The following is a 19,992-nucleotide window of genomic DNA, read 5'->3' on the forward strand; positions in this document are numbered from 1 at the left end:
CGCGCGGGGGGGCGGGGCGGCCCCTCCGTAGGGCCGAGGCGGCCGAGCCGCCGGGGGCTACTCGCCCCGGCGCAGGCTCGGCTTGAGGTCCTTGAAGCGGGCCAGCAGCCCGTTCACGAACGAGGGCGACTCGTCCGTCGAGAACTCCTTGGCGAGCTGCACGGCCTCGTCGATGGCCACGGCGTCCGGGGTGTCGTCCACCCAGATCAGCTCGTACGCACCGAGCCGCACGATGTTCCGGTCCACGACCGGCATGCGGTCGAGCTCCCAGTCCACGGCGTAGGTGACGATCAGGTCGTCGATGCGGTTCACCTTGTCGGCGTACCCCTCGACGAGGTCCATCGTGAAGGCGCTGACCGGAGGCTGCCGGTCGTCCGACCTCGCGTGGCGGATCCAGTCCGCGAGGACCTCGCGCACGGGCACCCCGCGCTGGTCGGCCTCGAACAGGATCTGGAAGGCGCGCTTGCGCGCGTTGCTGCGGGCAGCCACGGTTAGCTGCTCACCCGGCCGAGGTAGTCGCTGGTACGGGTGTCGACCTTGACCTTCTCGCCCGTGGTGACGAACAGCGGGACCTGGATCTCGTAGCCGGTCTCCAGGCGGGCCGGCTTGGTGCCGCCGGTGGAGCGGTCGCCCTGGACGCCCGGGTCGGTGTGCTCGATGACGAGCTCGACGGCGGCCGGGAGCTCGACGTACAGCACCTCGCCCTCGTGCTGGGCGACGGAGGCGGTGAAGCCCTCGATCAGGAAGTTGGCGGCGTCGCCGACGGCCTTGCGGTCGACCATCAGCTGGTCGTAGGTCTGCATGTCCATGAAGACGAAGTAGTCGCCGTCCATGTACGAGAACTGCATGTCGCGGCGGTCGATGGTGGCCGTCTCGACCTTCGTGCCGGCGTTGAAGGTCTTGTCGACGACCTTGCCGGAGAGCACGTGCTTGAGCTTGGTGCGCACGAAGGCCGGGCCCTTGCCGGGCTTGACGTGCTGGAACTCGACGACGGACCAGAGCTGGTCACCGTCGAGCTTGAGCACCATGCCGTTCTTGAGGTCGTTCGTGGAAGCCACGGTTGCGGAATCTCCTGCACTGGAAGACCACGGGTGCGCGCACAGCCCGCCGCGGCGGGCTAGAGCGCGAGCAGCTCCTTGGTCGTAATGGTGAGTAGCTCGGGACCGCCGTCCGCCTCGGGGCGTACGACGAGCGTGTCATCGATCCGGACTCCGCCCCGGCCCGGGAGGTGGACCCCCGGTTCGACGGTGACCGGCACGCAAGCGTCCAGTTTACCCATTGCCGTAGGTGCAAGCTGCGGGTCCTCGTCGATTTCGAGTCCGACGCCGTGTCCGGTCCACGGCGCGAGGGCCTCCCCGTGGCCCGCGGAGTCGAGGACGGAGCGCGCGGCACGGTCGACGTCGCGGTACGCGGCGCCGGGCACCAGTGCTTCCCGCCCGGCCCGCTGGGCCGCGAAGACGAGGTCGTAGAGCTCGATCTGCCAGTCGGCGGGGCTGGTGCCGATCACGAAGGTCCGGCCGATCTCACAGCGGTAGCCGCGGTAGTTCGCCCCCAGGCAGACGGACAGGAAGTCGCCTTCCTCGACCCGGCGGTCGGAGGGGCGGTGCCGGGAGCGGCCGGAGTGCGGTCCGGTGCCCACGGAGGTCGGGAAGGCCGGCCCGTCCGCCCCGTGGTCCACGAGGCGGCGCTCCAGCTCCAGCGCGAGGTGGCGTTCGGTGCGGCCGACGAGGATCGACTCCAGCAGCTCGCCGAGGGCCTGGTCGGCGATCTCGGCGGCGATCCGCAGGCAGGCGATCTCCTCCTCGTCCTTGACCAGGCGCTGCTGCTCCACGGCGGTGCCGAGGTCAGCGAGGCGCAGGCCGGGCGCCACGGAGCCCAGGGCTCGGTGCCGGGCGACGGTGAGGTGGTGCTCCTCGACGGCGAGTGCGTCCGCGCGTGCGGAGGCCGCCATGTCCGCCGCGGCGACGGCAGGGTCGGCCCCCGGGGTGGGGAGCACGCTGACCTTCAGGTGCTCGTCGAGCCGGCCCTCGTCGATGTCGCCGGTGGGCGGACCGAGGGTGAACAGCATGTCGCCGCCGTCGGGGCCGACGAGCAGTACCGCACCCTTGGGTGAGGCGCCGCTGAGGTAGCGCACGTTTGCCGGACGCGTGATCAGTGCGGCGGCGTTTCCGGCGGCGGCGCAGCGGTCGCGCAGCAGGCCTCGGCGGGTCGCGTACACGTCTGACATGTTTTCGAGCGTACGAGCGTGTGCCGCATCCGTCCTGGCGAGCAGGTCCGTCCGGGCCTGGCGGGCCTGTCGGGATCAGTAGGCGGGAGCCGTGATGGCGCGGGCCAGGGCGTCGTCCAGGGCGCGGGACGTGGCCTCGACGTCGAGGTCGGAATTGTCGATGATCGGCAGGCCGGAGCCGTACCAGCCCGCCATCCGGCCGTGGATCCGGGCGACTTCCTCGTCCGAGAGCCGCCGGTTGCCGGAGCGGGCGGCGTTGCGCTCCAGGACGATCTCCAGGCCCGGCAGCAGCACGACCGGCAGCAGGGCGGGGCCCACGTGCCGTTTCCAGCCGCCGAGGCCGACGACCGGCCGGTCCGGGAAGACGGCGTCGTCAAGGATGCAGGAGATCCCGTTCGCCAGGAAGTTGCGGGCGGCGAAGCCGCAGGTGCGGCGGGCCAGGCGGTACTGGGCCTCGGACTGGTCGTTCCAGCCCGCCTGCGGGTCGGCGAAGCCGGAGCACACCCATTCCCGGACGTCGTCCAGGCTGACGTGCGCGGTCGGCACCGGCCGGGTGCTCGCCCAGTGCCGGGCCACCGTGGTCTTCCCGGCGCCCGCCGGGCCGATCAGCAGCACGGCCAGCGTGGCACCGCCGGTGCCGCCGGCCACCGCGGGCGGCAGCGGGATGTGTCCGGTGGCGGCGTCCGGCACCGGCGCCGGCGGTGCGACCGGCCACCCCTGTGCAGGGGGTATCGGCGGCTGCGCGGGCGCCGCCGGATGGTGCCCCGGCTGTCCCCAGCCCGCGCCGCCGCCCCCCACTCCTTGCTGCATCCGCTGCCACTCCGTCTCGTTCTCGCACCGACTGATGCGAGAACGTTATATGACCCCGGCGGCCGCGGCGCCCACCAGCACCGTCAGAGCGCGACTTCGTCCGCCAGCGCGCGCAGCGCCAGCCGGTAGGAGCCGATGCCGAAGCCCGCCACCGTCCCCGTCGCCACCGAGGCGATGACCGAGGTGTGCCGGAACTCCTCGCGGGCGTACGGGTTCGAGATGTGCACCTCGATCAGCGGGGCGGTGCGCTGCGCGGCCGCGTCCCGCATCCCGTACGAGTAGTGCGTGAAGGCGCCGGGGTTGATGACCACGGGGATCTTCCCGTCCGCCGCCTCGTGCAGCCAGCGGATCAGCTCGCCCTCGTCGTTCGTCTCGCGGACCTCGACGTCGAAGCCGAGCTCCTCCCCGAGCGCACGGCAGCTCTCGACGAGTCCGGCGTACGAGGTGGCCCCGTACACGTCGGGTTCGCGCGAGCCGAGCCGGCCCAGGTTCGGGCCGTTCAGCACGAGTACCTTGCGGCTCATGCCGACACCTCGCCGTAGGCGGCGATGAGGTGCGCCGGGTCGGGGCCCTCCAGGACGGTGGGCTTGGCGAGGCCGTCCAGGACGATGAAGCGCAGCAGGTTGCCGCGGGACTTCTTGTCGACCTGCATGGTCTGGAGCAGCTTGGGCCACTGGTCGCCGCGGTAGGTGAGCGGCAGGCCCACGGCGGCGAGGATCTCCCGGTGCCGGTCGGCCGTCGCGTCGTCGAGCCGGCCCGCGAGCCGGCCCAGTTCGGCGGCGAAGACCATGCCGACCGAAACGGCCGCGCCGTGGCGCCACTTGTAGCGCTCGTTCTTCTCGATGGCGTGCGCGAGGGTGTGCCCGTAGTTGAGGATCTCGCGCAGGCCCGACTCCTTCAGGTCGCTGGAGACGACGTCCGCCTTGACCTGGATGGAGCGGCAGATCAGCTCGGCGGTGTGCGGGCCTTCGGGGGTGCGGGCCGCCGCCGGGTCCGCCTCGATCAGGTCGAGGATCGCCGGGTCGGCGATGAAGCCGGCCTTGATGATCTCGGCGAGGCCGCTGACGTAGTCGTTGACCGGCAGGGAGTCCAGCGCCGCCAGGTCGCACAGCACCCCGGCGGGCGGGTGGAAGGAACCCACCAGGTTCTTGCCCTCGGCGGTGTTGATGCCGGTCTTGCCGCCGACGGCCGCGTCGACCATCGCGAGCACGGTGGTGGGGACGGCGATCCACCGCACCCCGCGCAGCCAGGTGGCCGCGACGAAGCCCGCCAGGTCGGTGGTGGCGCCTCCGCCGACGCCGACGATCACGTCGGTGCGGGTGAACCCGGACTGGCCGAGCGCCTTCCAGCAGTACGCCGCGACCTCGGCCGTCTTGGCCTCCTCGGCGTTCGGCACCTGGATGGCGACGGCCTCGTAGCCCTGCTGGGCCAGGTCGTCGCGCAGTGCCTCACCGGTCGAGGCGAGTGCCTCGGGGTGGATGACGGCGACCCGCTGGGCCTTCGTACCGATCAGGCTGCCGAGCTCGCCGAGCAGCTGCCGGCCGACCAGCACGTCGTACGGGTCGTGGCCGGCGCTGCCGCCGACGTGGATCCGCGTCACCTGGTCCTGGTCTGTCATACGTCCTTCAACTCCAGAGCGTCGAGGACCGCCTGGGCGACCTCTTCGGGGGTGCGGTCGTCAGTGGCCACGACGACGCGCGCGACTTCGGTGTACAGGGGCCGGCGGGCCTCCATCAGCTCGCGCCACTGGCGGCGCGGGTTGACGGTGAGCAGCGGACGCGCGGCGCCGAGGCCGACGCGCCGGACGGCTTCGTCGACGTCCATCGACAGGTAGGCGACGGGCAGTCCGGCCAGCAGGGCGCGGCTGCCCGCGTCGAGGACGGCGCCGCCGCCGAGGGCGAGGACTCCGGTGTGCTCGGCGACGGCGGTGGCGACGGCCTGCCGTTCCAGCTCACGGAAGTACGGCTCGCCCTCGTCGACGAAGATGTCCGAGATCGTGCGGCCCTGGGCCGCGACGATGTCGGCGTCGGTGTCCCGGTAGGGGACGCCGAGCCGCTCGGCCAGCAGCGCCCCCACCGTGGACTTGCCGGATCCCATGGGTCCGACGAGGACGACCAGTGGTCCGCCGGTCACCGGATCTGGAGGTTGTCGAGGTAGGACCGGACGTTGCGGCGGGTTTCGGGGACCGAGTCGCCGCCGAACTTCTCGACCACCGCGTCGGCCAGGACCAGCGCCACCATCGCCTCCGCCACGATGCCCGCGGCCGGCACGGCGCAGACGTCGGAGCGCTGGTGGTGCGCGGCGGCGGCCTCGCCCGTGGCGACGTCCACCGTGGCCAGGGCCTTCGGTACCGTCGCGATCGGCTTCATCGCGGCCCGTACGCGCAGCAGCTCACCCGTGGTCAGACCGCCCTCCGTGCCGCCGGAGCGGCCCGAGGTGCGCTTGATGCCCTCCGGGGTCGAGACGATCTCGTCGTGCGCCTGGGAGCCCGGCACCCGCGCCAGGTCGAAGCCGTCGCCGACCTCCACGCCCTTGATGGCCTGGATGCCCATCAGCGCAGCCGCCAGACGCGCATCGAGCCGGCGGTCCCAGTGCACGTGCGAGCCGAGGCCCACCGGCACCCCGTACGCCAGCACCTCGACCACACCGCCCAGGGTGTCGCCGTCCTTGTGGGCCTGGTCGATCTCCGCCACCATCGCCTTCGACGCGTCCGCGTCCAGGCAGCGCACCGGATCGGCGTCCAGCTTCTGCACGTCCGCCGGGGTCGGGTACACCCCGTACGGGGCCTTCGCCGACGCCAGCTCCACCACGTGCGAGACGATCTCGATGCCCGCGACGTCCTTGAGGAAGGAACGGGCGATGGCGCCGAGCGCGACACGGGCGGCCGTTTCCCGGGCGCTCGCACGCTCAAGGATCGGGCGGGCCTCGTCGAAGCCGTACTTCTGCATGCCGGCGAGGTCCGCGTGGCCCGGGCGCGGGCGCGTCAGGGGGGCGTTGCGGCCCGTCTCCTTCAGCTCCGAGGGGTCCACGGGGTCGGCCGACATGACCTTCTCCCACTTCGGCCACTCCGTGTTCCCCACCATCACGGCGATCGGGGAACCCAGCGACAGGCCGTGCCGGACCCCGCCGAGGAACGTGACCTCGTCCTGCTCGAACTTCATCCGCGCACCACGCCCGTAGCCGAGGCGGCGCCGCGCCAGATGGTCGGCCACCAGCTCAGTGGTGACCGGGACGCCGGCGGGAAGCCCCTCCAGCGTCGCCACCAGCGCCGGGCCGTGCGACTCCCCGGCGGTCAGCCAACGCAACCTGCTCAACGATGCTCCTCATGCTCGCGCCTGGTACAGCGGCGGCGCGGTCCGGGGCACTCCCAGCGCTGGCTGGGGCGCGCGGCCAGGACCCGCCACTACCCGATCCTCCCACGTCCGGGCCGGTACACCGCGCTCCGGTCCAGCTGTCGGACGGCGGCCTACCCGTCCTCCACCATGGCGGAGCCGGGATGCGGCGGGCAAGATCAGCCCGCGCAGTGCATCAGGTGTGCCGGCGGCCGGTTCAGTGCCGGGCCCGCAGCGCGGCCTCGCCGGCGGTCCGCATGGCGGCCAGCGGGCCGGCGGCGCAGCCGGTCATCTGCTCGACCTGGAGCACCGCCTGGTGGACCAGGAGGTCGAGACCGCCGAGGAGGGTGCCGCCCTGCCGGGACCAGGCGGCGGCCAGGGCGGTCGGCCACGGGTCGTACAGCACGTCGAAGAGGGTGGCGGCGCCCGCCGGTACGGACGGGGCGAGGGCGTCGGTGGCGCGCGCCGGGGTGGTGGCGATCACCAGCGGCGCGGCCAGCGCCTCGGCCGCGTCGGACCAGTCGGCCGTACGGACGGCCACGCCGAGCCGCTCGCCCCACTGGCGCATCTCGGCGGCGCGGACCTCGGAGCGGACGTACACGGTGACCTCGCCGGTGCAGACCCGCGCGAGCGCGGCCAGGGCCGAGGAGGCGGTGGCGCCCGCGCCGAGGATGGCCGCGGTCTCCACCTTCTCGACGCCCCGTTCGCGCAGGGCGGCGACGATCCCCGGGATGTCGGTGTTGTCGCCGATCCGCCGGCCGTCCTCGGTGAGGACGACCGTGTTGACCGCCTCGACGGCGGCGGCGGTGTCGCTGATGCCGTCGAGCAGCGGGATGATCGCCCGCTTGAGCGGCATCGTCAGGGAGAGCCCGGCCCATTCGGGGCCCAGGCCGGCGATGAACTCCGGGAGCGCGGCCTCGTCGATCTCGAAGCGGTCGTACGACCACTCGTCGAGGCCGAGCTCCCGGTAGGCGGCGCGGTGCAGCACCGGTGAGAGGGAGTGCTCGATGGGCGAACCCAGCACCGCGGCCCGTATGCGTGACATGTGTTACCTACCCGCCGTTTTTCTGCTTCTGTCGCTCGTTGAATTCCGCGACCAGTTTCTCGTGTTCGGCGAAGGTCTTGGTGTAGGTGGTCGTCTCTCCGTCAACCGAGACGAAGAACATCCAGCCGCCCTTGTCGGGGTCGAGCGTGGCCGCCAGGGCGTCCTTGCCCGGGTTGCCGATGGGACCGGGCGGCAGGCCCTTGTAGAAGTAGGTGTTGTAGGCGTTGTCGAGCGTCTTCGTCTCCGCGCGGGTGACGTTGATGTCGCTCGTGCCCTTCAGGTAGTTGATCGTCGAGTCGAACTCAAGCTTCTGGTTGGTGACGTCGTTCGTCTTCTTCAGACGGTTGTAGATGACCTCGGACATCTTGCGGAAGTCGTCGTGGTTCTTGCCTTCGGCGTTGACGAGACTGGCGACGGTGACGAGCTGGAGCGGGTTGTCGAGGCCGAGCTCCTTGGCCTTGCCCTCGATGCCGATCTCCGCGTACTTCGTGGTCGCGTTCTTGATCATCTCCTTGAGCAGCGACTCGGGAGTGCTGCCGCTGGTGAGGTCGTAGCGCGCCGGGTAGAGGAAGCCTTCGAGCGGGTCGATGATCTTCGGGTTGTTGTTGGCCCAGGCCGGGAGGCCCAGGTTCTTCGCCTCGCGCTTGGCGAGGTCCCTCGTGGTGCCCGCCGGCTTGCCGTACTTCGCGTCGATCATCTTGTAGACCTCGGCGTTGCGGCTGCCCTCGGGGATCGTGAGCACGTGCAGCTTGGAGGGGTCGACCAGCAGCGCGACGCACTCGGCGGCCGACATCTTCTTCTTCAGGGGGTAGACGCCCGGCTGGATGGCCTTGCCCTTGGGGTTCACCGTCGCGGCGTTGACGAACGCCTCCACGCTGGCGACCACGCCCTGCGCCTTCAGGATGCGGCCCATCTGGGCCATGGTGGCGTCCTTGGGGATCTCCACGTCGACCGACTCGTCGGTGCCGGCCCCGGCATAGTCCGCGGCCGTGCCGAACCGGTCCTTCAGGTACGTGTAGCCGTAGTAGCCGCCACCGCCGACGACACCCGCGATCACGACGGCCACGATCAGGCAGGCCGTGCCGCTGCGTCGTTTCTGCTTGCCCTTCGAACGGCCCGAGCGGCGCCCGCCGCCGGACGGCTCGCCGGGGCCGTTCTCCGCTCCGGACGGCGACGAGGAGGTGTCCTCCGCCGGGTCGTCCGTCTCCGGGTCCTGCTCGGGGATCAGGTGGCGCCGGCCCGGGGGCACCGGCGGCGGGTAGGCCTCGTCGGTGCCGTACAGGTCGGGAGCCTCGCCCGGGTAGCCGCCGACGGGCTGCTGGGCGTACGGGTCCGCGCCCGCGTACGGGTCGACGGCCTGTGCGACGCCGGCGTACTCGGCCTGGGCCTGGGCCTGGGTGTCCCAGGCCTGGCCGTCGTACGTGGGCTGCTGCTGGAACTGCTGCGGGGCGTACTCCTGCTGCGGCTCCTGGTACTGCTGCTGCTCGTACTGCGGGTACTGCTGTGGCTGCTGCGGGTACTGCGGCTCCTGGTACTGCGGCTCCTGCGGGTACTGCTGCTGCGGGGCGCCGCCGTAGGGCATCTGAACCTGCTGGGCCTCATGGCCGTTCCACCCCTGGTCCCCGTACAGGGGGTCCTCCGGGTGCCACGGTTCGGGGCCTCGGCCCCGGCCATACTCAGTCATCGATCCCCTAGAGCCGCGAGACGGAGGCAGCGGCTACGTCCGCCGCGGCACCCGGTTCCGCCTCTGAAGTGGTGGGCGACGACTGTTCGAATGCCGTCGCATCGCGCGGAACGTTACCGTATCGCGATCAGACAACCACTTCGACGCACTCACCGGGCGGATTACCTGATACCCGTTCGGTCTCAAGAGCGTTCTGAAGGATCACCACGGCGGCCGCCTGGTCGATCACCGAGCGGCCCTTCTTGGCGTTCTTCCCGGAGGCCCGCAGCCCCTGGGCGGCGGTGACCGTGGTCATCCGCTCGTCCACCAGACGGACCGTCACCGGCTTGATGCCCTTGGCCAGTTCCGTGGCGAAGGCGCGCACCTTGGCCGCGGCCGGCCCCTCCCGCCCGCTGAGCGAGCGGGGCAGGCCGACCACGACTTCCAGCGGCTCGTACTCCTCGACGAGCTGCCGCAGCCGCCGGTGGGCGAAGGGGACGTCCCGGCCCGGAACGGTTTCCACCGGTGTGGCGAGCACCCCGTCGGGGTCGCACGAGGCGACCCCGATCCGGGCGTCCCCGACGTCGATGGCGAGACGGCGGCCGCGGCGCAGGGTCATCGTCAGACCGTCTCGACGACGAGGCGCTCGACCGCGGCGATGGCCTCGGGGACGGCGGCCGGGTTCTGGCCGCCGCCCTGGGCGACGTCCGGCTTGCCGCCACCGCCGCCACCGAGGGTCTTGGCGGCCGTGCGGACCAAGTCGCCGGCCTTCAGGCCGCGCTCGCGGGCCGCCTCGTTGGTGGCGATGACGGTCAGCGGGCGGTCGTTCGCCACGGCGAACAGGGCCACGACGGCCGGGCGGTCGCCCTGGATGCGGCCGCGGACGTCGAGGACCAGCTTGCGCAGGTCGTCGGCGCCCGTACCGTCCGGCACCGAACCCACGACGAGGGCGACCCCGCGGATGTCCTGGGCGCCCGCGGCGAGACCGGCGGCGGCCTGGAGCACCTTCTCCGCGCGGAACTTCTCGATCTCCTTCTCGGCGTCCTTCAGCTTGCCGAGCATGGAGGCGATCTTCTCCGGCAGCTCCTCCGGACGGCCCTTGACCAGCTCCTGGAGCTGGGCGACGACCGTGTGCTCCTTGGCCAGGAAGTTGTACGCGTCGACGCCGACCAGGGCCTCGACGCGGCGCACGCCGGAGCCGATGGAGGACTCGCCGAGCAGCTTCACCAGGCCGAGCTGGCTGGTGTTGCCGACGTGGGTGCCGCCGCACAGCTCCTTGGAGAAGTCGCCGATGGTGACGACGCGCACGCGCTCGCCGTACTTCTCGCCGAACTCGGCGATGGCGCCCTGCTTCTTCGCCTCGTCGATGCTCATGATCTCGGCGGTGACGTCGAGCTCGCGGGCGAGCACGTCGTTGATCTTCTGCTCGACGTCGGTGAGGACCGTGCCGGGGACGGCGTTCGGCGAGCCGAAGTCGAAGCGGAAGCGGCCGGGCGAGTTCTCGGAGCCGGCCTGGGCGGCCGTCGGGCCGAGGGCGTCGCGCAGCGCCTGGTGGGTCAGGTGGGTGGCCGAGTGGGCGCGGGCGATGGCCCGGCGGCGGTGCACGTCGATGGCGGCGTAGGCGGAGGCGCCCACGGTCACCTCGCCGACCTGCACGGAGCCCTTGTGCACGGAGACGCCGGGGACCGGCTGCTGCACGTCGCGGACGACGATGACGGCGCCGGAGTCGAGCTTGATCCGGCCCTGGTCGGCGAGCTGGCCGCCGCCCTCGGCGTAGAAGGGCGTGCGGTCGAGGACGACCTCGACGTCGTCGCCCTCCGAGGCGGCGGGCGCGGAGACGCCGTTGACCAGCAGGCCGACGATGGTGGACTCGCCCTGGTTGGTGGCGTAGCCGGTGAACTCGGTGGCCCCGGCGCTGTCGGCGATCTCGCGGTACGCGGAGACGTCGGCGTGGCCGGTCTTCTTGGCCTTGGCGTCGGCCTTGGCGCGGTCGCGCTGCTCCTGCATCAGGCGGCGGAAGCCGGGCTCGTCCACCGACAGGCCCTGCTCGGCGGCCATCTCCAGGGTCAGGTCGATCGGGAAGCCCCAGGTGTCGTGGAGCAGGAACGCCTTGTCGCCGGAGAGGACGGTGCCGCCGGCGGCCTTGGTTTCCGTCACGGCGGTGTCGAGGATGTTGGTGCCGCCCTTGAGGGCCTTGAGGAAGGCGGCCTCCTCGGCCAGCGCGACGGTCTCGATGCGCTTGCGGTCGGTGATCAGCTCCGGGTACTGCTGCCCCATCGTGTTGATCACGACGTCGACGAGGTCCTGCACGACCGGGCCGGTGGCGCCCATGAGGCGCATGTTGCGGATGGCACGGCGCATGATGCGGCGCAGCACGTATCCGCGGCCCTCGTTGCCGGGGGTCACGCCGTCGCCGATGAGCATCACGGAGGTGCGGATGTGGTCGGCGACCACGCGCATGGAGACGTCGCTGTCCTTGGCGGCGCCGTACTGCACGCCGGTCAGCTCGGTGGCCTTGTCCATGACCACGCGCAGGGTGTCGGTCTCGTACATGTTCTGCACGCCCTGCAGGATCATGGCGAGACGTTCGAGGCCGAGGCCGGTGTCGATGTTCTTCGACGGCAGGTCGCCGAGGATCGGGAAGTCTTCCTTCCCGTCGCCGGCGCCGCGCTCGTACTGCATGAAGACGAGGTTCCAGATCTCCACGTAGCGCTCGTCGTTGACGGCGGGGCCGCCCTCGACGCCGAACTCCGGGCCGCGGTCGTAGTTGATCTCGGAGCAGGGGCCGCAGGGGCCGGGGACGCCCATGGACCAGAAGTTGTCCTTCTTGCCCAGGCGCTGGATGCGCTCGGCGGGGACGCCGATCTTCTCGCGCCAGATCTGCTCGGCCTCGTCGTCGTCGAGGTAGACGGTGATCCAGAGCTTCTCGGGCTCCAGGCCGTAGCCACCCTGGTCCTGGGGCGTGGTGAGCAGCTCCCAGGCGTAGCGGATGGCTCCTTCCTTGAAGTAGTCCCCGAAGGAGAAGTTGCCGCACATCTGGAAGAACGTGCCGTGGCGAGTGGTCTTGCCGACCTCTTCGATGTCCGGGGTACGGACGCACTTCTGCACACTGGTGGCCCGCGGGGCGGGGGGCTTGGTCTCACCGAGGAAGTACGGCTTGAACGGGACCATGCCCGCATTGACCAGCAGCAGAGTCGGGTCGTCCGCGATGAGCGACGCCGAAGGGACGACGGTGTGACCGCGCTCCTCGAAGAAGCTCAGCCAGCGGCGGCGAATCTCAGCCGACTCCATCAGTGGTCCTCATTCCGGTTGTACGAAGGGTTCGGTCGGGGGGTGGTCTTGCCGTTCGGGATGGCCTGCAGGCGGCGCGGTCCGGGGAGGGCCGTGACGTTGTCGGGCCGGTCCGGATCGTGCTGCAGTCCCAGTGCGTCTTTCAGCTCGTCCTCGCGCTGCGACATTCCCGCCTTGACGTCGAGGGCGAAGTCCTTGAGGCGGTGGCCCGCCTCCAGCGCCTTGTCGGCGGCCTGCGCGGCGAGGCTCTCCGGTGTCAGCTTCTTCAGCTGCCGGTTGACTTTGGTGGTGGCCCACACGCCGGCGGCTGCGCCTGCGGTGAACCAGAAGGCTCGGCGGAACATCGGCGGTCTCAGCCCTTCTGCTTCCGGCGCCGGGCTGCCGGCACCGTACGGCCCACGAACACGGTGCGTCGGGACGCTCCGCGCGGTTCCTCCTCCGGCGTCCGGCCCAGCGCCCTGCGGACGCCGTAGCCGAAGGCGGCGACCTTGACCAGCGGGCCGCCGAAGGTGGAGGCCACGGTGGAGGACAGCGCGGAGGCGTTCGAGGTCACTTCCTGCACGTCGCTCGCGATGGCGTCGACCCGGTCGAGCTGGGTGCGCGCGGAGCGGACGGTCGTGGAGGCGTCCGCGAGCAGCGGAACGGCCTGCTCGGTCACGTCGGCCACGAGCTTGGTGGTCGCCTTGAGCACCTGCGCCAGCCTCGCCAGCGCCACGGCAAGGAACGAGACGAGGATGGCCCAGAAGACGGCCACCAGGATCCCGGCCACCTCTCCACCGGACACGTTGCACCGCTTTCTGCCTGTTGGTCAGCACGTAGAAAAGTCGTTCTCCGACCCTATCGCGCCCGAGATCCACCGCCGTACCGGAATTCAAGGTCTCGCCGGACCGCCTTGTACGCAGCGCATCCGGAGCACTACCCTCCGCGCCCCGTGCGAGGGAGGCCGATTCCACAGGGAACGCCCGGCAATCTTCCCTCGGAGCTCAGCGGCTTCGTCGGCCGGGGTGCCGAGCTCGCCGAGGTGGCGCGGCTGCTGGACTCCTCCCGGCTGGTCACGGTGACCGGCGTGGGCGGGGTGGGCACGTCCCGGCTGGCGCCGGCGGCGGCGCGGCGCGCGGCCGACACCGAGCAGGAACGCTACTGCGACGGCGTGTGGCTCGCCGAGCTGTCCCGCGTACGGGATCCGGCGCTCGTCGGCGTCACGCTCGCGGAGGCACTGGGGCTGACCGACACCACACCTCCCGGCCGCCCCGGACGGTGCCGGCCGAGCACCTGGCCGGGCGGCGGCTGGTGCTGGACGGCTTCGAGCACCTGGTCGACGAGACGATCGAGCTGGTGCGGGAGCTTGCTGCGCCACTCCCCCGGCCTGCGGGTGCCGGCGGCGGCCGCTCGCCCTCGACGGGGAGCCGGCCCTCCCGCCGGCCCCGCCCGTGCCCGAGGAGGCGATGGCGCTGTGGCGCAGCGGGCGGCGGCTGCGGTCCCGGGTTTCGCCGTGACCGGGGCCGACCGGGCGGTGCCGGCCGAGCTGTGCGCCCGGCTCGACGGGATCCCGCTCGCCCTGGAGCTGGCCGCGGGCCGGCTGCGGGCGCTGTCCCCCGCGCAGGTCCCGGCCCGGCTGGAGGACCGGTTCGCGCTGCTGACGGGCGGGCGCGCGGGGTGCTGCCACGGCACCGCGCGCTGCGTACGGCGATCGGCTGGAGCCATGAGCTGTGCACGGCCCGGGAGCGGCTGCTGTGGGCGCGGCTGTCGGTGTTCGCCGGGCCGTTCGACCTGGACGCCGCCGAGTACGTGTGCGCGGCCGCGACGTGGTGGACGAGCTGCTCGCGCAGTCGCTGCTGGTCCGCGAGGAGATGGCGGCCGGGGTGCGCTACCGGATGCTGGAGACCGTACGGATGTACGGGGCGGGCCGGCTGGACCCGCTGGGCGAGGCGGGGCGGCTGCGGCGGCGGCACCGGGACTGGTACCTGGGGCTGGCGAGCTGGTGCGAGCTGGACTGGTTCAGCCCGCGCCAGGAGGAGGTGGCCGCGCTGGTGGAGGCGGCGCTGCCGAATCTGCGGCTGGCGTGCCGGGACGGGGCGGCGCAGACCGGCAATGCGGTGGCGACGGCCTATGCGGCGCACCGGCTGGGGTGCCTGGCGCTGGTCTCGGACGACATGCCGCGGGCGGCCGGACCGCTGGGGGCGGCGCGGAGCCGGAAACGGGAAACCCGCCGGCTCCCCCGAGGGGGAACCGGCGGGCTGACCAGCCTGTGAGCCTACGGCCGCTGGATCAGCGGGCGTAGTACTCGACGACGAGCTGCTCGTCGCAGATGACCGGGATTTCCTTGCGGTTCGGCTCGCGGTCCAGGCGGAAGGCCAGGGCCTTCAGGTTGACCTGCAGGTAGCGCGGGGTCTCGCCCTCACCTGCGTAGCCACCCTCACGGGCAACCTGGAACGGGACCTTCTCGCGGCTGCGCTCGCGCACGGTGATGACGTCGTCCGGGCGGACACGGAACGACGGCTTGTCGACCTTGGCGCCGTTGACCTCGATGTGGCCGTGAACGACCATCTGGCGGGCCTGGTAGATCGTGCGGGCGATGCCCGAACGCAGCACCAGGGCGTCGAGACGACGCTCAAGCTCGACGACCAGCGCCTCGCCCGTCTTGCCCTCGGCCTTCTTGGCGCGGTCGTACGCGCGGGCCATCTGGCGCTCGGAGATGTCGTACTGCGCGCGCAGACGCTGCTTCTCCAGCAGACGGACCTTGTAGTCCGAGTTCTGCTTGCGGCCACGGCCGTGCTCGCCCGGCGGGTAGGGGCGGGCCTCGAAGTACTTGACGGCCTTCGGCGTCAGGGCGATGCCGAGGGCACGAGACTTCTTGACCTTGGGTCGCTTCTGGTTCACGGGGAACCTACCTCCATGTAAGTTAGGTGAGGCTTACCTTAGCGAGGAGGACGTAATGTCTCGACCACATGGGATCCCCCTGCCCAGTGCGCATCGCAGTTCGGATTCAAACGCAACAGAATCCGCTGACGACGACGATAAGCAAGGTCAGCCGCGTCCCAGGGAAGGCGTTCGGCAGCTCACCGGAGCCGAACGCGTACGAACCCTCGTAGAGTCCAACGCCTCAGTATCCCTCACTCTGCCGGGTGCTCGTGACCAGGTGCGGTCCCTTGACCAGGGAGAGTGGGTGACAGGGATGGCGGCCGCTCGGACCGTCACCCCGGACGGGGACGTGATTCTCCTGGTGTCAGGGGAATCCGCGGCCGCCAGGGCAGCCGCTCACGCCCAGGACGCCGACCTCCCCGCCGTGATCGAGATCACGGACGTGGCGCCGGTGTCCGTGCCCCATCGTATCCGAGGCCGCGCCTGGCTCACCGGGTGGCTGACGCGGGTGCGCGGGGTCGACCGCGCGGTGTACGGGGCGCTGCTCGGGGAGCGCCCGGGCGGGACGCTGCTGCGCCTGGAGGTGGGAGAGATCTCGGTGGACGACCTGTGGGGCGCGGAACAGGTGGATCCGGAGGCACTGGCCTCCGCGGAGCCGGACCCGCTGGTGCACCACGAGACGGAGGTGCTCCAGCACCTGGCGGCGGCGCACGCCGGCCGGGTCGCGGACCTGACGGCCCTGCTGGGTGGCCGCGGGAGCGCCGGCCTGACCGCGGTCCCCCTGGCACTGGACCGCCTGGGCCTGCGGATCCGCTGCACCGCGGCGGGCTCCGCCCCGTTCGACGCCCGCTTCGACTTCCCGACGCCCGTGCGCGAGGTCTGCGACCTCCGCCGGGCGATGCGCACCCTGTTCGCGGCGGCGGCGGTATAGGGGCGGCCTGCGGACTCCCGGGGAGGCTCCGGAAACCGTGATCGCCGGACACGGATGATCTCCCTGTGCCACCGTGATGTCGTCTGGTGACGTCACCGCTACACGGAGGAGCACGATGGCTGTCCCGACCCCTGAGCAGAGCGCGGCCGTCGACTCCTTCAGGCGCGGGGACCACCTCGTCCTCCAAGCGGGCGCCGGGACGGGCAAGACCACGACCCTGGCCATGCTCGCGAAGGGCACTACCGCCCGCGGCCGGTACCTCGCCTTCAACAAGTCCATCGCGGTCGACGCGGCCCGCAGGTTCCCCGGCAACGTGGAGTGCAGGACCGCCCACTCCCTCGCCTTCGGCGCGGTGGGCCGGCGCTACGCTTCCCGGCTGAACGCCCCGAGGGTGCCCGGTTGGAAGACCGGCGCGTTACTCGGCATCGCGGGGAACATGCGCGTGCGGATCGGCGAGCGGAACGTCACCAACAAGGCGCTGTCGTACACGGCGCTGCGGACCGTCACCCGCTTCTGCCAGTCCGCGGACAGCACCCTCGCACGCCACCACGTCCCGCGGCTGCGCGGCATCGAGGCCGAGCACCTGCACGCCCAGCTGGTCGACGTCGTGCTGCCGTACGCCGCCAAGGCCTGGGAGGACCTGCAGAACCCGGAGGAAGGCGTGGTCCGCTTCGACCACGACCACTACCTGAAGATCTGGGCCCTGACGGACCCGGTCATCCCGGCCGACTTCCTGCTGCTGGACGAGGCGCAGGACACCAATCCCGTGGTGGAGAAGATCTTCACCGCGCAACGCGACCACGCCCAGCTGGTGATGGTCGGCGACTCGGCCCAGGCCATCTACGGATGGCGCGGTGCCAGGGACGTGATGAGCGGCTTCGACGGGACGCAGCTGGCCCTGTCCCGGTCCTTCCGCTTCGGCTCCGCACTCGCCGAGGAGGCCAACCGCTGGCTGCAGCTCGCCGCATCACCGATCCGGCTGACCGGCACCCCGGCCATCGATACCCGCCTGGAGCGCGTGGACAGGCCGGAGGCCATTCTGTGCCGGTCCAACGTCGGCGCCATGCTCGCCGTCATGCGGCTGCTGGAGCAAGGCCGCAAGGTGGCCCTCGTCGGCGGCGGCGAGGCACTGAGCGCGCTCGCCCGGGCCGCCCGCGACCTCAAGGCCGGCAAGCGCAGTACGCACCCGGAGCTGATCCTCTTCGATTCCTGGGGCGAGCTCCAGGAGTACGCCGAGTACGACCCCTCGGGCCGGGACCTGCTGCCGCTCGTCGACCTGGTGGACGAGCACGGCGTCGACGTCGTCCTGGGCGCCGTGGAGCGGCTCTCCGCCGAGCAGGGCGCCGAGATCGTGGTCTCCACCGCCCACAAGGCCAAGGGCCGCGAATGGGCCTCGGTCCGCATCGGCGAGGACTTCACCGAACCGGTGGACGCCGAGGAGACCGACGAGAACGGAGACCCGCTGCCCGGCGAGATCGACGATGCGGAGGCGCGCCTCGCCTATGTCGCGGTCACCCGCGCACGCCTGCGGCTCGACATCGGCGGCCTCGGCTGGATCAACCGGCGCCCCGAGGCCCGTCCGGGCGCCGCCGTCCGCCCGTCCCCCGGGTCCGGCGATCCCTGGAGTGCGATGGGGCCTGCCCCGCGGTGACGCCGCCGGGTCGCGACGGCACCCGGCGGTGCCGTCAGGATCCGCGGAGGCGTTCTCGGATCTTCTCCACCACGTCCGCGTACCGCGCCTCCGCCCCGTACCGGGTCGGTTCGTAGTACCGCTTGCCCTGGACCTCGTCCGGGGCGTACTGCTGCGCGGCGATGCCGCCCGGCACGTCGTGCGGGTACACGTACCCCACGGCGTGGCCCAGCTTCGCCGCCCCCTTGTAGTGGCCGTCCCGCAGGTGGGCCGGAACCGCCCCGGCCAGGCCCGCGCGGACGTCCGCCAGGGCCGCGCCGATCGCGATCGTCGCGGTGTTGGACTTGGGTGCCAGAGCCAGTGCGATCGTCGCGTGCGACAGGGTCAGGGCCGCCTCCGGGAAGCCGATCATCGCCACCGCCTGGGCCGCGGCCACGGCGATCGGCAGGGCGGTCGGGTCCGCCAGGCCGATGTCCTCGCTGGCCGAGATCATCAGGCGCCGGGCGATGAACCGCGGGTCCTCGCCCGCCTCGATCATCCGGGCCAGGTAGTGCAGCGCCGCGTCCACGTCCGAGCCCCGGATCGACTTGATCAGGGCGCTCGCCACGTCGTAGTGCTGGTCGCCGTCGCGGTCGTACTTCACCGCGGCGCGGTCGACCGTCTCCTCCAGGGTCTGGAGGGTGATCTCCGCTTCCCCCTTGGAGATCGCGGCTCCGGCAGCGGCTTCCAGCGCGGTCAGGGCACGCCGGGCGTCGCCGCCGGCGATCCGCAGCAGGTGCGCCTCGGCGTCCGCGGGCAGGGAGACGGCCCCGCCCAGCCCCCGCTCCTCCGTCAGGGCCCGCCGCAGCAGCCCGCTGAGGTCCTCGTCGGTCAGCGGCTCCAGGGTCAGCAGCAGCGACCGCGACAGCAGGGGGGAGATGATCGAGAAGTACGGGTTCTCGGTGGTGGCCGCGATCAGCGTCACCCAGCGGTTCTCGACCGCGGGGAGCAGGGAGTCCTGCTGGGCCTTGCTGAAGCGGTGGATCTCGTCGAGGAAGAGGACGGTCTCCTTGCCGTAGCCGCCGGCCGCGCGCTTGGCGCCCTCGATGACGGCGCGTACCTCCTTGACGCCCGCCGTGATGGCGGACAGCTCCACGAACCGCTTCTGCGTCGCCTGGCTCACCACGTACGCCAGGGTGGTCTTGCCGATGCCCGGCGGCCCCCACAGGATCACCGACGAGGCGCCTGCCGGGCCGCCCGCCCCCTCCCCGACCAGCCGTCGCAGCGGTGAGCCGGGCTTCAGCAGGTGCTGCTGGCCGACGACCTCGTCCAGGGTGCGCGGGCGCATGCGGACGGCGAGCGGGGAGCTCGTCGGATCCTTCTCCCTGCGGTCTTCGGCAGCGGCGGTGAACAGGTCTGGTTCCACACAGGAAGCCTATGCGAGCCCACTGACAGCGCCCCCGGGATCAGGAGGTCCGCGGTCACGCTCGCGGTCAGGGGAATCCCGGTCAGGAGGTCCAGAAGTCCCACCAGCGGGTCAGGATCAGCATGCCGATGATCCCGACGTGCAGGACGGGCAGCACCCACGGGAACTCGTCGAGGAAGCCGCGCAGCCAGCCGGGAGCGGGCAGCAGGCCCTCCCGCACGTTGTGCGCGGTGACGTACCAGAACAGGAAGATGGTGGCCACCCAGGCCAGGCAGCACCACAGGCACAGGGAGTTGATGGTGTAGAGCGACTGGTACGTCAGCCAGGCGCAGAAGACGACCCCGAACAGGGCGCCGGCGTTGAAGGTCAGCCAGTACCAGCGCCGGAAGCGGGCCCCGGCCAGCAGGCTCATGCCGACGCAGATCACGATCCCGTACGCGACGAGCCCCATCATCGGGTTCGGGAAGCCGAAGACGGCCGCCTGGTCGCTCTTCATGATGTTGCCGCAGGAGACGATCGGGTTGAGGCTGCAGCCCGGCGTGAAGTTCGGGTCCTCCAGCAGCTTGAACTTGTCGATCGTGATCACCCAGGCCGCCAGCAGACCCGCGGCGCCCGTGATCACCAGCAGCAGCGCCAGCGCCCTGCTGCCCCCGACCGTCCGCGGGGCGGTGTCTGCGTCCGTACCTCGTGTCGTCATACCGCCCGCTCCACATCTGCAAGGTCATCAAGCACCGGCCATTGTGCCGTACGAAGCCGTCCGTCCACCGTTCGACGGACATAAGGACCACCTGATGCA

The 19,992-nt window shown here is 71.5% G+C and carries 19 protein-coding genes and 1 pseudogene; 3 read left to right on the plus strand and 17 right to left on the minus strand.

What is annotated here, in order from left to right; all coding sequences use genetic code 11:
- Positions 1-57: 57 nt before the first annotated feature.
- From nusB to AB0B01_RS17455, 14 genes are all read right to left on the minus strand, one after another.
- On the minus strand, positions 58-489 hold the full coding sequence (gene nusB, locus AB0B01_RS17390; RefSeq protein WP_356848408.1) for a transcription antitermination factor NusB: 432 nt from the start codon (positions 487-489) through the stop codon (positions 58-60).
- 2 nt (positions 490-491) lie between these two features.
- Positions 492-1,058, minus strand: a complete 567-nt coding sequence (gene efp / locus AB0B01_RS17395; protein ID WP_356848407.1) for an elongation factor P — start codon at positions 1,056-1,058, stop codon at positions 492-494.
- A 59-nt stretch (positions 1,059-1,117) separates the two neighbouring features.
- On the minus strand, positions 1,118-2,227 hold the full coding sequence (locus AB0B01_RS17400) for an aminopeptidase P family protein (protein ID WP_361719117.1): 1,110 nt from the start codon (positions 2,225-2,227) through the stop codon (positions 1,118-1,120).
- Between the two features lie 75 nt (positions 2,228-2,302).
- Positions 2,303-3,037, minus strand: coding sequence for an AAA family ATPase (locus AB0B01_RS17405; protein ID WP_361719120.1), 735 nt, complete (start codon positions 3,035-3,037; stop codon positions 2,303-2,305).
- Positions 3,038-3,120: 83 nt separating this feature from the next.
- Entirely contained in the window at positions 3,121-3,561 is a 441-nt protein-coding gene (aroQ, locus tag AB0B01_RS17410; protein ID WP_361719123.1) for a type II 3-dehydroquinate dehydratase, read from the minus strand.
- Complete coding sequence (gene aroB / locus AB0B01_RS17415; RefSeq protein ID WP_361719126.1) at positions 3,558-4,655, minus strand: 3-dehydroquinate synthase; 1,098 nt, start codon at positions 4,653-4,655, stop codon at positions 3,558-3,560. Before aroB ends, aroQ begins: the two co-directional genes overlap by 4 nt.
- Positions 4,652-5,170 carry a shikimate kinase gene (locus AB0B01_RS17420; protein ID WP_361719129.1) on the minus strand — a complete coding sequence of 173 codons (519 nt, stop codon included), beginning with the start codon at positions 5,168-5,170 and terminating at the stop codon, positions 4,652-4,654. The genes aroB and AB0B01_RS17420 overlap by 4 nt, the downstream gene beginning before the upstream one ends.
- Entirely contained in the window at positions 5,167-6,351 is a 1,185-nt protein-coding gene (gene aroC / locus AB0B01_RS17425; RefSeq protein ID WP_361719132.1) for a chorismate synthase, read from the minus strand. The genes AB0B01_RS17420 and aroC overlap by 4 nt, the downstream gene beginning before the upstream one ends.
- Before the next feature lie 235 nt (positions 6,352-6,586).
- Complete coding sequence (locus AB0B01_RS17430; RefSeq protein WP_361719135.1) at positions 6,587-7,414, minus strand: shikimate dehydrogenase; 828 nt, start codon at positions 7,412-7,414, stop codon at positions 6,587-6,589.
- Between the two features lie 7 nt (positions 7,415-7,421).
- Positions 7,422-9,098 (minus strand): endolytic transglycosylase MltG, encoded by a 1,677-nt coding sequence (mltG, locus tag AB0B01_RS17435; protein WP_361719138.1) that lies wholly within the window; start codon positions 9,096-9,098, stop codon positions 7,422-7,424.
- Between the two features lie 127 nt (positions 9,099-9,225).
- Positions 9,226-9,696: a Holliday junction resolvase RuvX gene (gene ruvX / locus AB0B01_RS17440; protein WP_361719141.1), complete on the minus strand. Its 471-nt coding sequence runs from the start codon at positions 9,694-9,696 to the stop codon at positions 9,226-9,228.
- Positions 9,697-9,698: 2 nt separating this feature from the next.
- A complete protein-coding gene (gene alaS, locus AB0B01_RS17445) occupies positions 9,699-12,368 on the minus strand; it encodes an alanine--tRNA ligase (RefSeq protein ID WP_361719143.1) in 2,670 nt (889 codons plus the stop codon).
- Positions 12,368-12,712, minus strand: coding sequence for a DUF6167 family protein (locus AB0B01_RS17450; protein WP_361719146.1), 345 nt, complete (start codon positions 12,710-12,712; stop codon positions 12,368-12,370). The genes alaS and AB0B01_RS17450 overlap by 1 nt, the downstream gene beginning before the upstream one ends.
- 8 nt (positions 12,713-12,720) lie before the next feature.
- Entirely contained in the window at positions 12,721-13,152 is a 432-nt protein-coding gene (locus AB0B01_RS17455; RefSeq protein ID WP_361719149.1) for a DUF948 domain-containing protein, read from the minus strand.
- Between the two features lie 147 nt (positions 13,153-13,299).
- Between AB0B01_RS17455 and AB0B01_RS17460 the strand changes: the two are divergent.
- A pseudogene (locus AB0B01_RS17460) lies at positions 13,300-14,533 on the plus strand (regulator); the annotation flags it as partial.
- A gap of 103 nt (positions 14,534-14,636) precedes the next feature.
- On the opposite strand, the gene rpsD reads toward AB0B01_RS17460, so the two are convergent.
- Positions 14,637-15,248, minus strand: coding sequence for a 30S ribosomal protein S4 (gene rpsD, locus AB0B01_RS17465; protein WP_356848389.1), 612 nt, complete (start codon positions 15,246-15,248; stop codon positions 14,637-14,639).
- A gap of 343 nt (positions 15,249-15,591) precedes the next feature.
- Here rpsD and AB0B01_RS17470 point away from each other — a divergent pair, with 343 nt between their 5' ends.
- On the plus strand, positions 15,592-16,161 hold the full coding sequence (locus tag AB0B01_RS17470; protein ID WP_361719152.1) for a DUF2470 domain-containing protein: 570 nt from the start codon (positions 15,592-15,594) through the stop codon (positions 16,159-16,161).
- Positions 16,162-16,276: 115 nt separating this feature from the next.
- Positions 16,277-17,812, plus strand: coding sequence for a UvrD-helicase domain-containing protein (locus AB0B01_RS17475; RefSeq protein WP_361719155.1), 1,536 nt, complete (start codon positions 16,277-16,279; stop codon positions 17,810-17,812).
- A gap of 34 nt (positions 17,813-17,846) precedes the next feature.
- On the opposite strand, the gene AB0B01_RS17480 is transcribed toward AB0B01_RS17475, so the two are convergent.
- Together AB0B01_RS17480 and AB0B01_RS17485 are read right to left on the minus strand one after the other, a co-directional pair.
- Positions 17,847-19,196 carry a replication-associated recombination protein A gene (locus AB0B01_RS17480; protein ID WP_361719158.1) on the minus strand — a complete coding sequence of 450 codons (1,350 nt, stop codon included), beginning with the start codon at positions 19,194-19,196 and terminating at the stop codon, positions 17,847-17,849.
- Between the two features lie 82 nt (positions 19,197-19,278).
- Positions 19,279-19,893 (minus strand): vitamin K epoxide reductase family protein, encoded by a 615-nt coding sequence (locus AB0B01_RS17485; RefSeq protein ID WP_361719160.1) that lies wholly within the window; start codon positions 19,891-19,893, stop codon positions 19,279-19,281.
- Positions 19,894-19,992: the final 99 nt, after the last annotated feature.

The sequence above is a fragment of the Streptomyces sp. NPDC044571 genome, assembly GCF_040647115.1.
GTDB lineage: Bacteria > Actinomycetota > Actinomycetes > Streptomycetales > Streptomycetaceae > Streptomyces.

What these genes read in the sequence shown, in the direction of transcription:
- AB0B01_RS17400 (WP_361719117.1), bottom strand. Translation starts at nt 2,227, where the DNA reads ATGTCAGACGTGTACGCGACCCGCCGAGGCCTGCTGCGCGACCGCTGC.
- alaS (WP_361719143.1), bottom strand. Translation starts at nt 12,368, where the DNA reads ATGGAGTCGGCTGAGATTCGCCGCCGCTGGCTGAGCTTCTTCGAGGAG.
- mltG (WP_361719138.1), bottom strand. Translation starts at nt 9,098, where the DNA reads ATGACTGAGTATGGCCGGGGCCGAGGCCCCGAACCGTGGCACCCGGAG.
- ruvX (WP_361719141.1), bottom strand. Translation starts at nt 9,696, where the DNA reads ATGACCCTGCGCCGCGGCCGCCGTCTCGCCATCGACGTCGGGGACGCC.
- aroB (WP_361719126.1), bottom strand. Translation starts at nt 4,655, where the DNA reads ATGACAGACCAGGACCAGGTGACGCGGATCCACGTCGGCGGCAGCGCC.
- aroQ (WP_361719123.1), bottom strand. Translation starts at nt 3,561, where the DNA reads ATGAGCCGCAAGGTACTCGTGCTGAACGGCCCGAACCTGGGCCGGCTC.
- AB0B01_RS17475 (WP_361719155.1), top strand. Translation starts at nt 16,277, where the DNA reads ATGGCTGTCCCGACCCCTGAGCAGAGCGCGGCCGTCGACTCCTTCAGG.
- AB0B01_RS17405 (WP_361719120.1), bottom strand. Translation starts at nt 3,037, where the DNA reads ATGCAGCAAGGAGTGGGGGGCGGCGGCGCGGGCTGGGGACAGCCGGGG.
- AB0B01_RS17450 (WP_361719146.1), bottom strand. Translation starts at nt 12,712, where the DNA reads ATGTTCCGCCGAGCCTTCTGGTTCACCGCAGGCGCAGCCGCCGGCGTG.
- AB0B01_RS17485 (WP_361719160.1), bottom strand. Translation starts at nt 19,893, where the DNA reads ATGACGACACGAGGTACGGACGCAGACACCGCCCCGCGGACGGTCGGG.
- AB0B01_RS17430 (WP_361719135.1), bottom strand. Translation starts at nt 7,414, where the DNA reads ATGTCACGCATACGGGCCGCGGTGCTGGGTTCGCCCATCGAGCACTCC.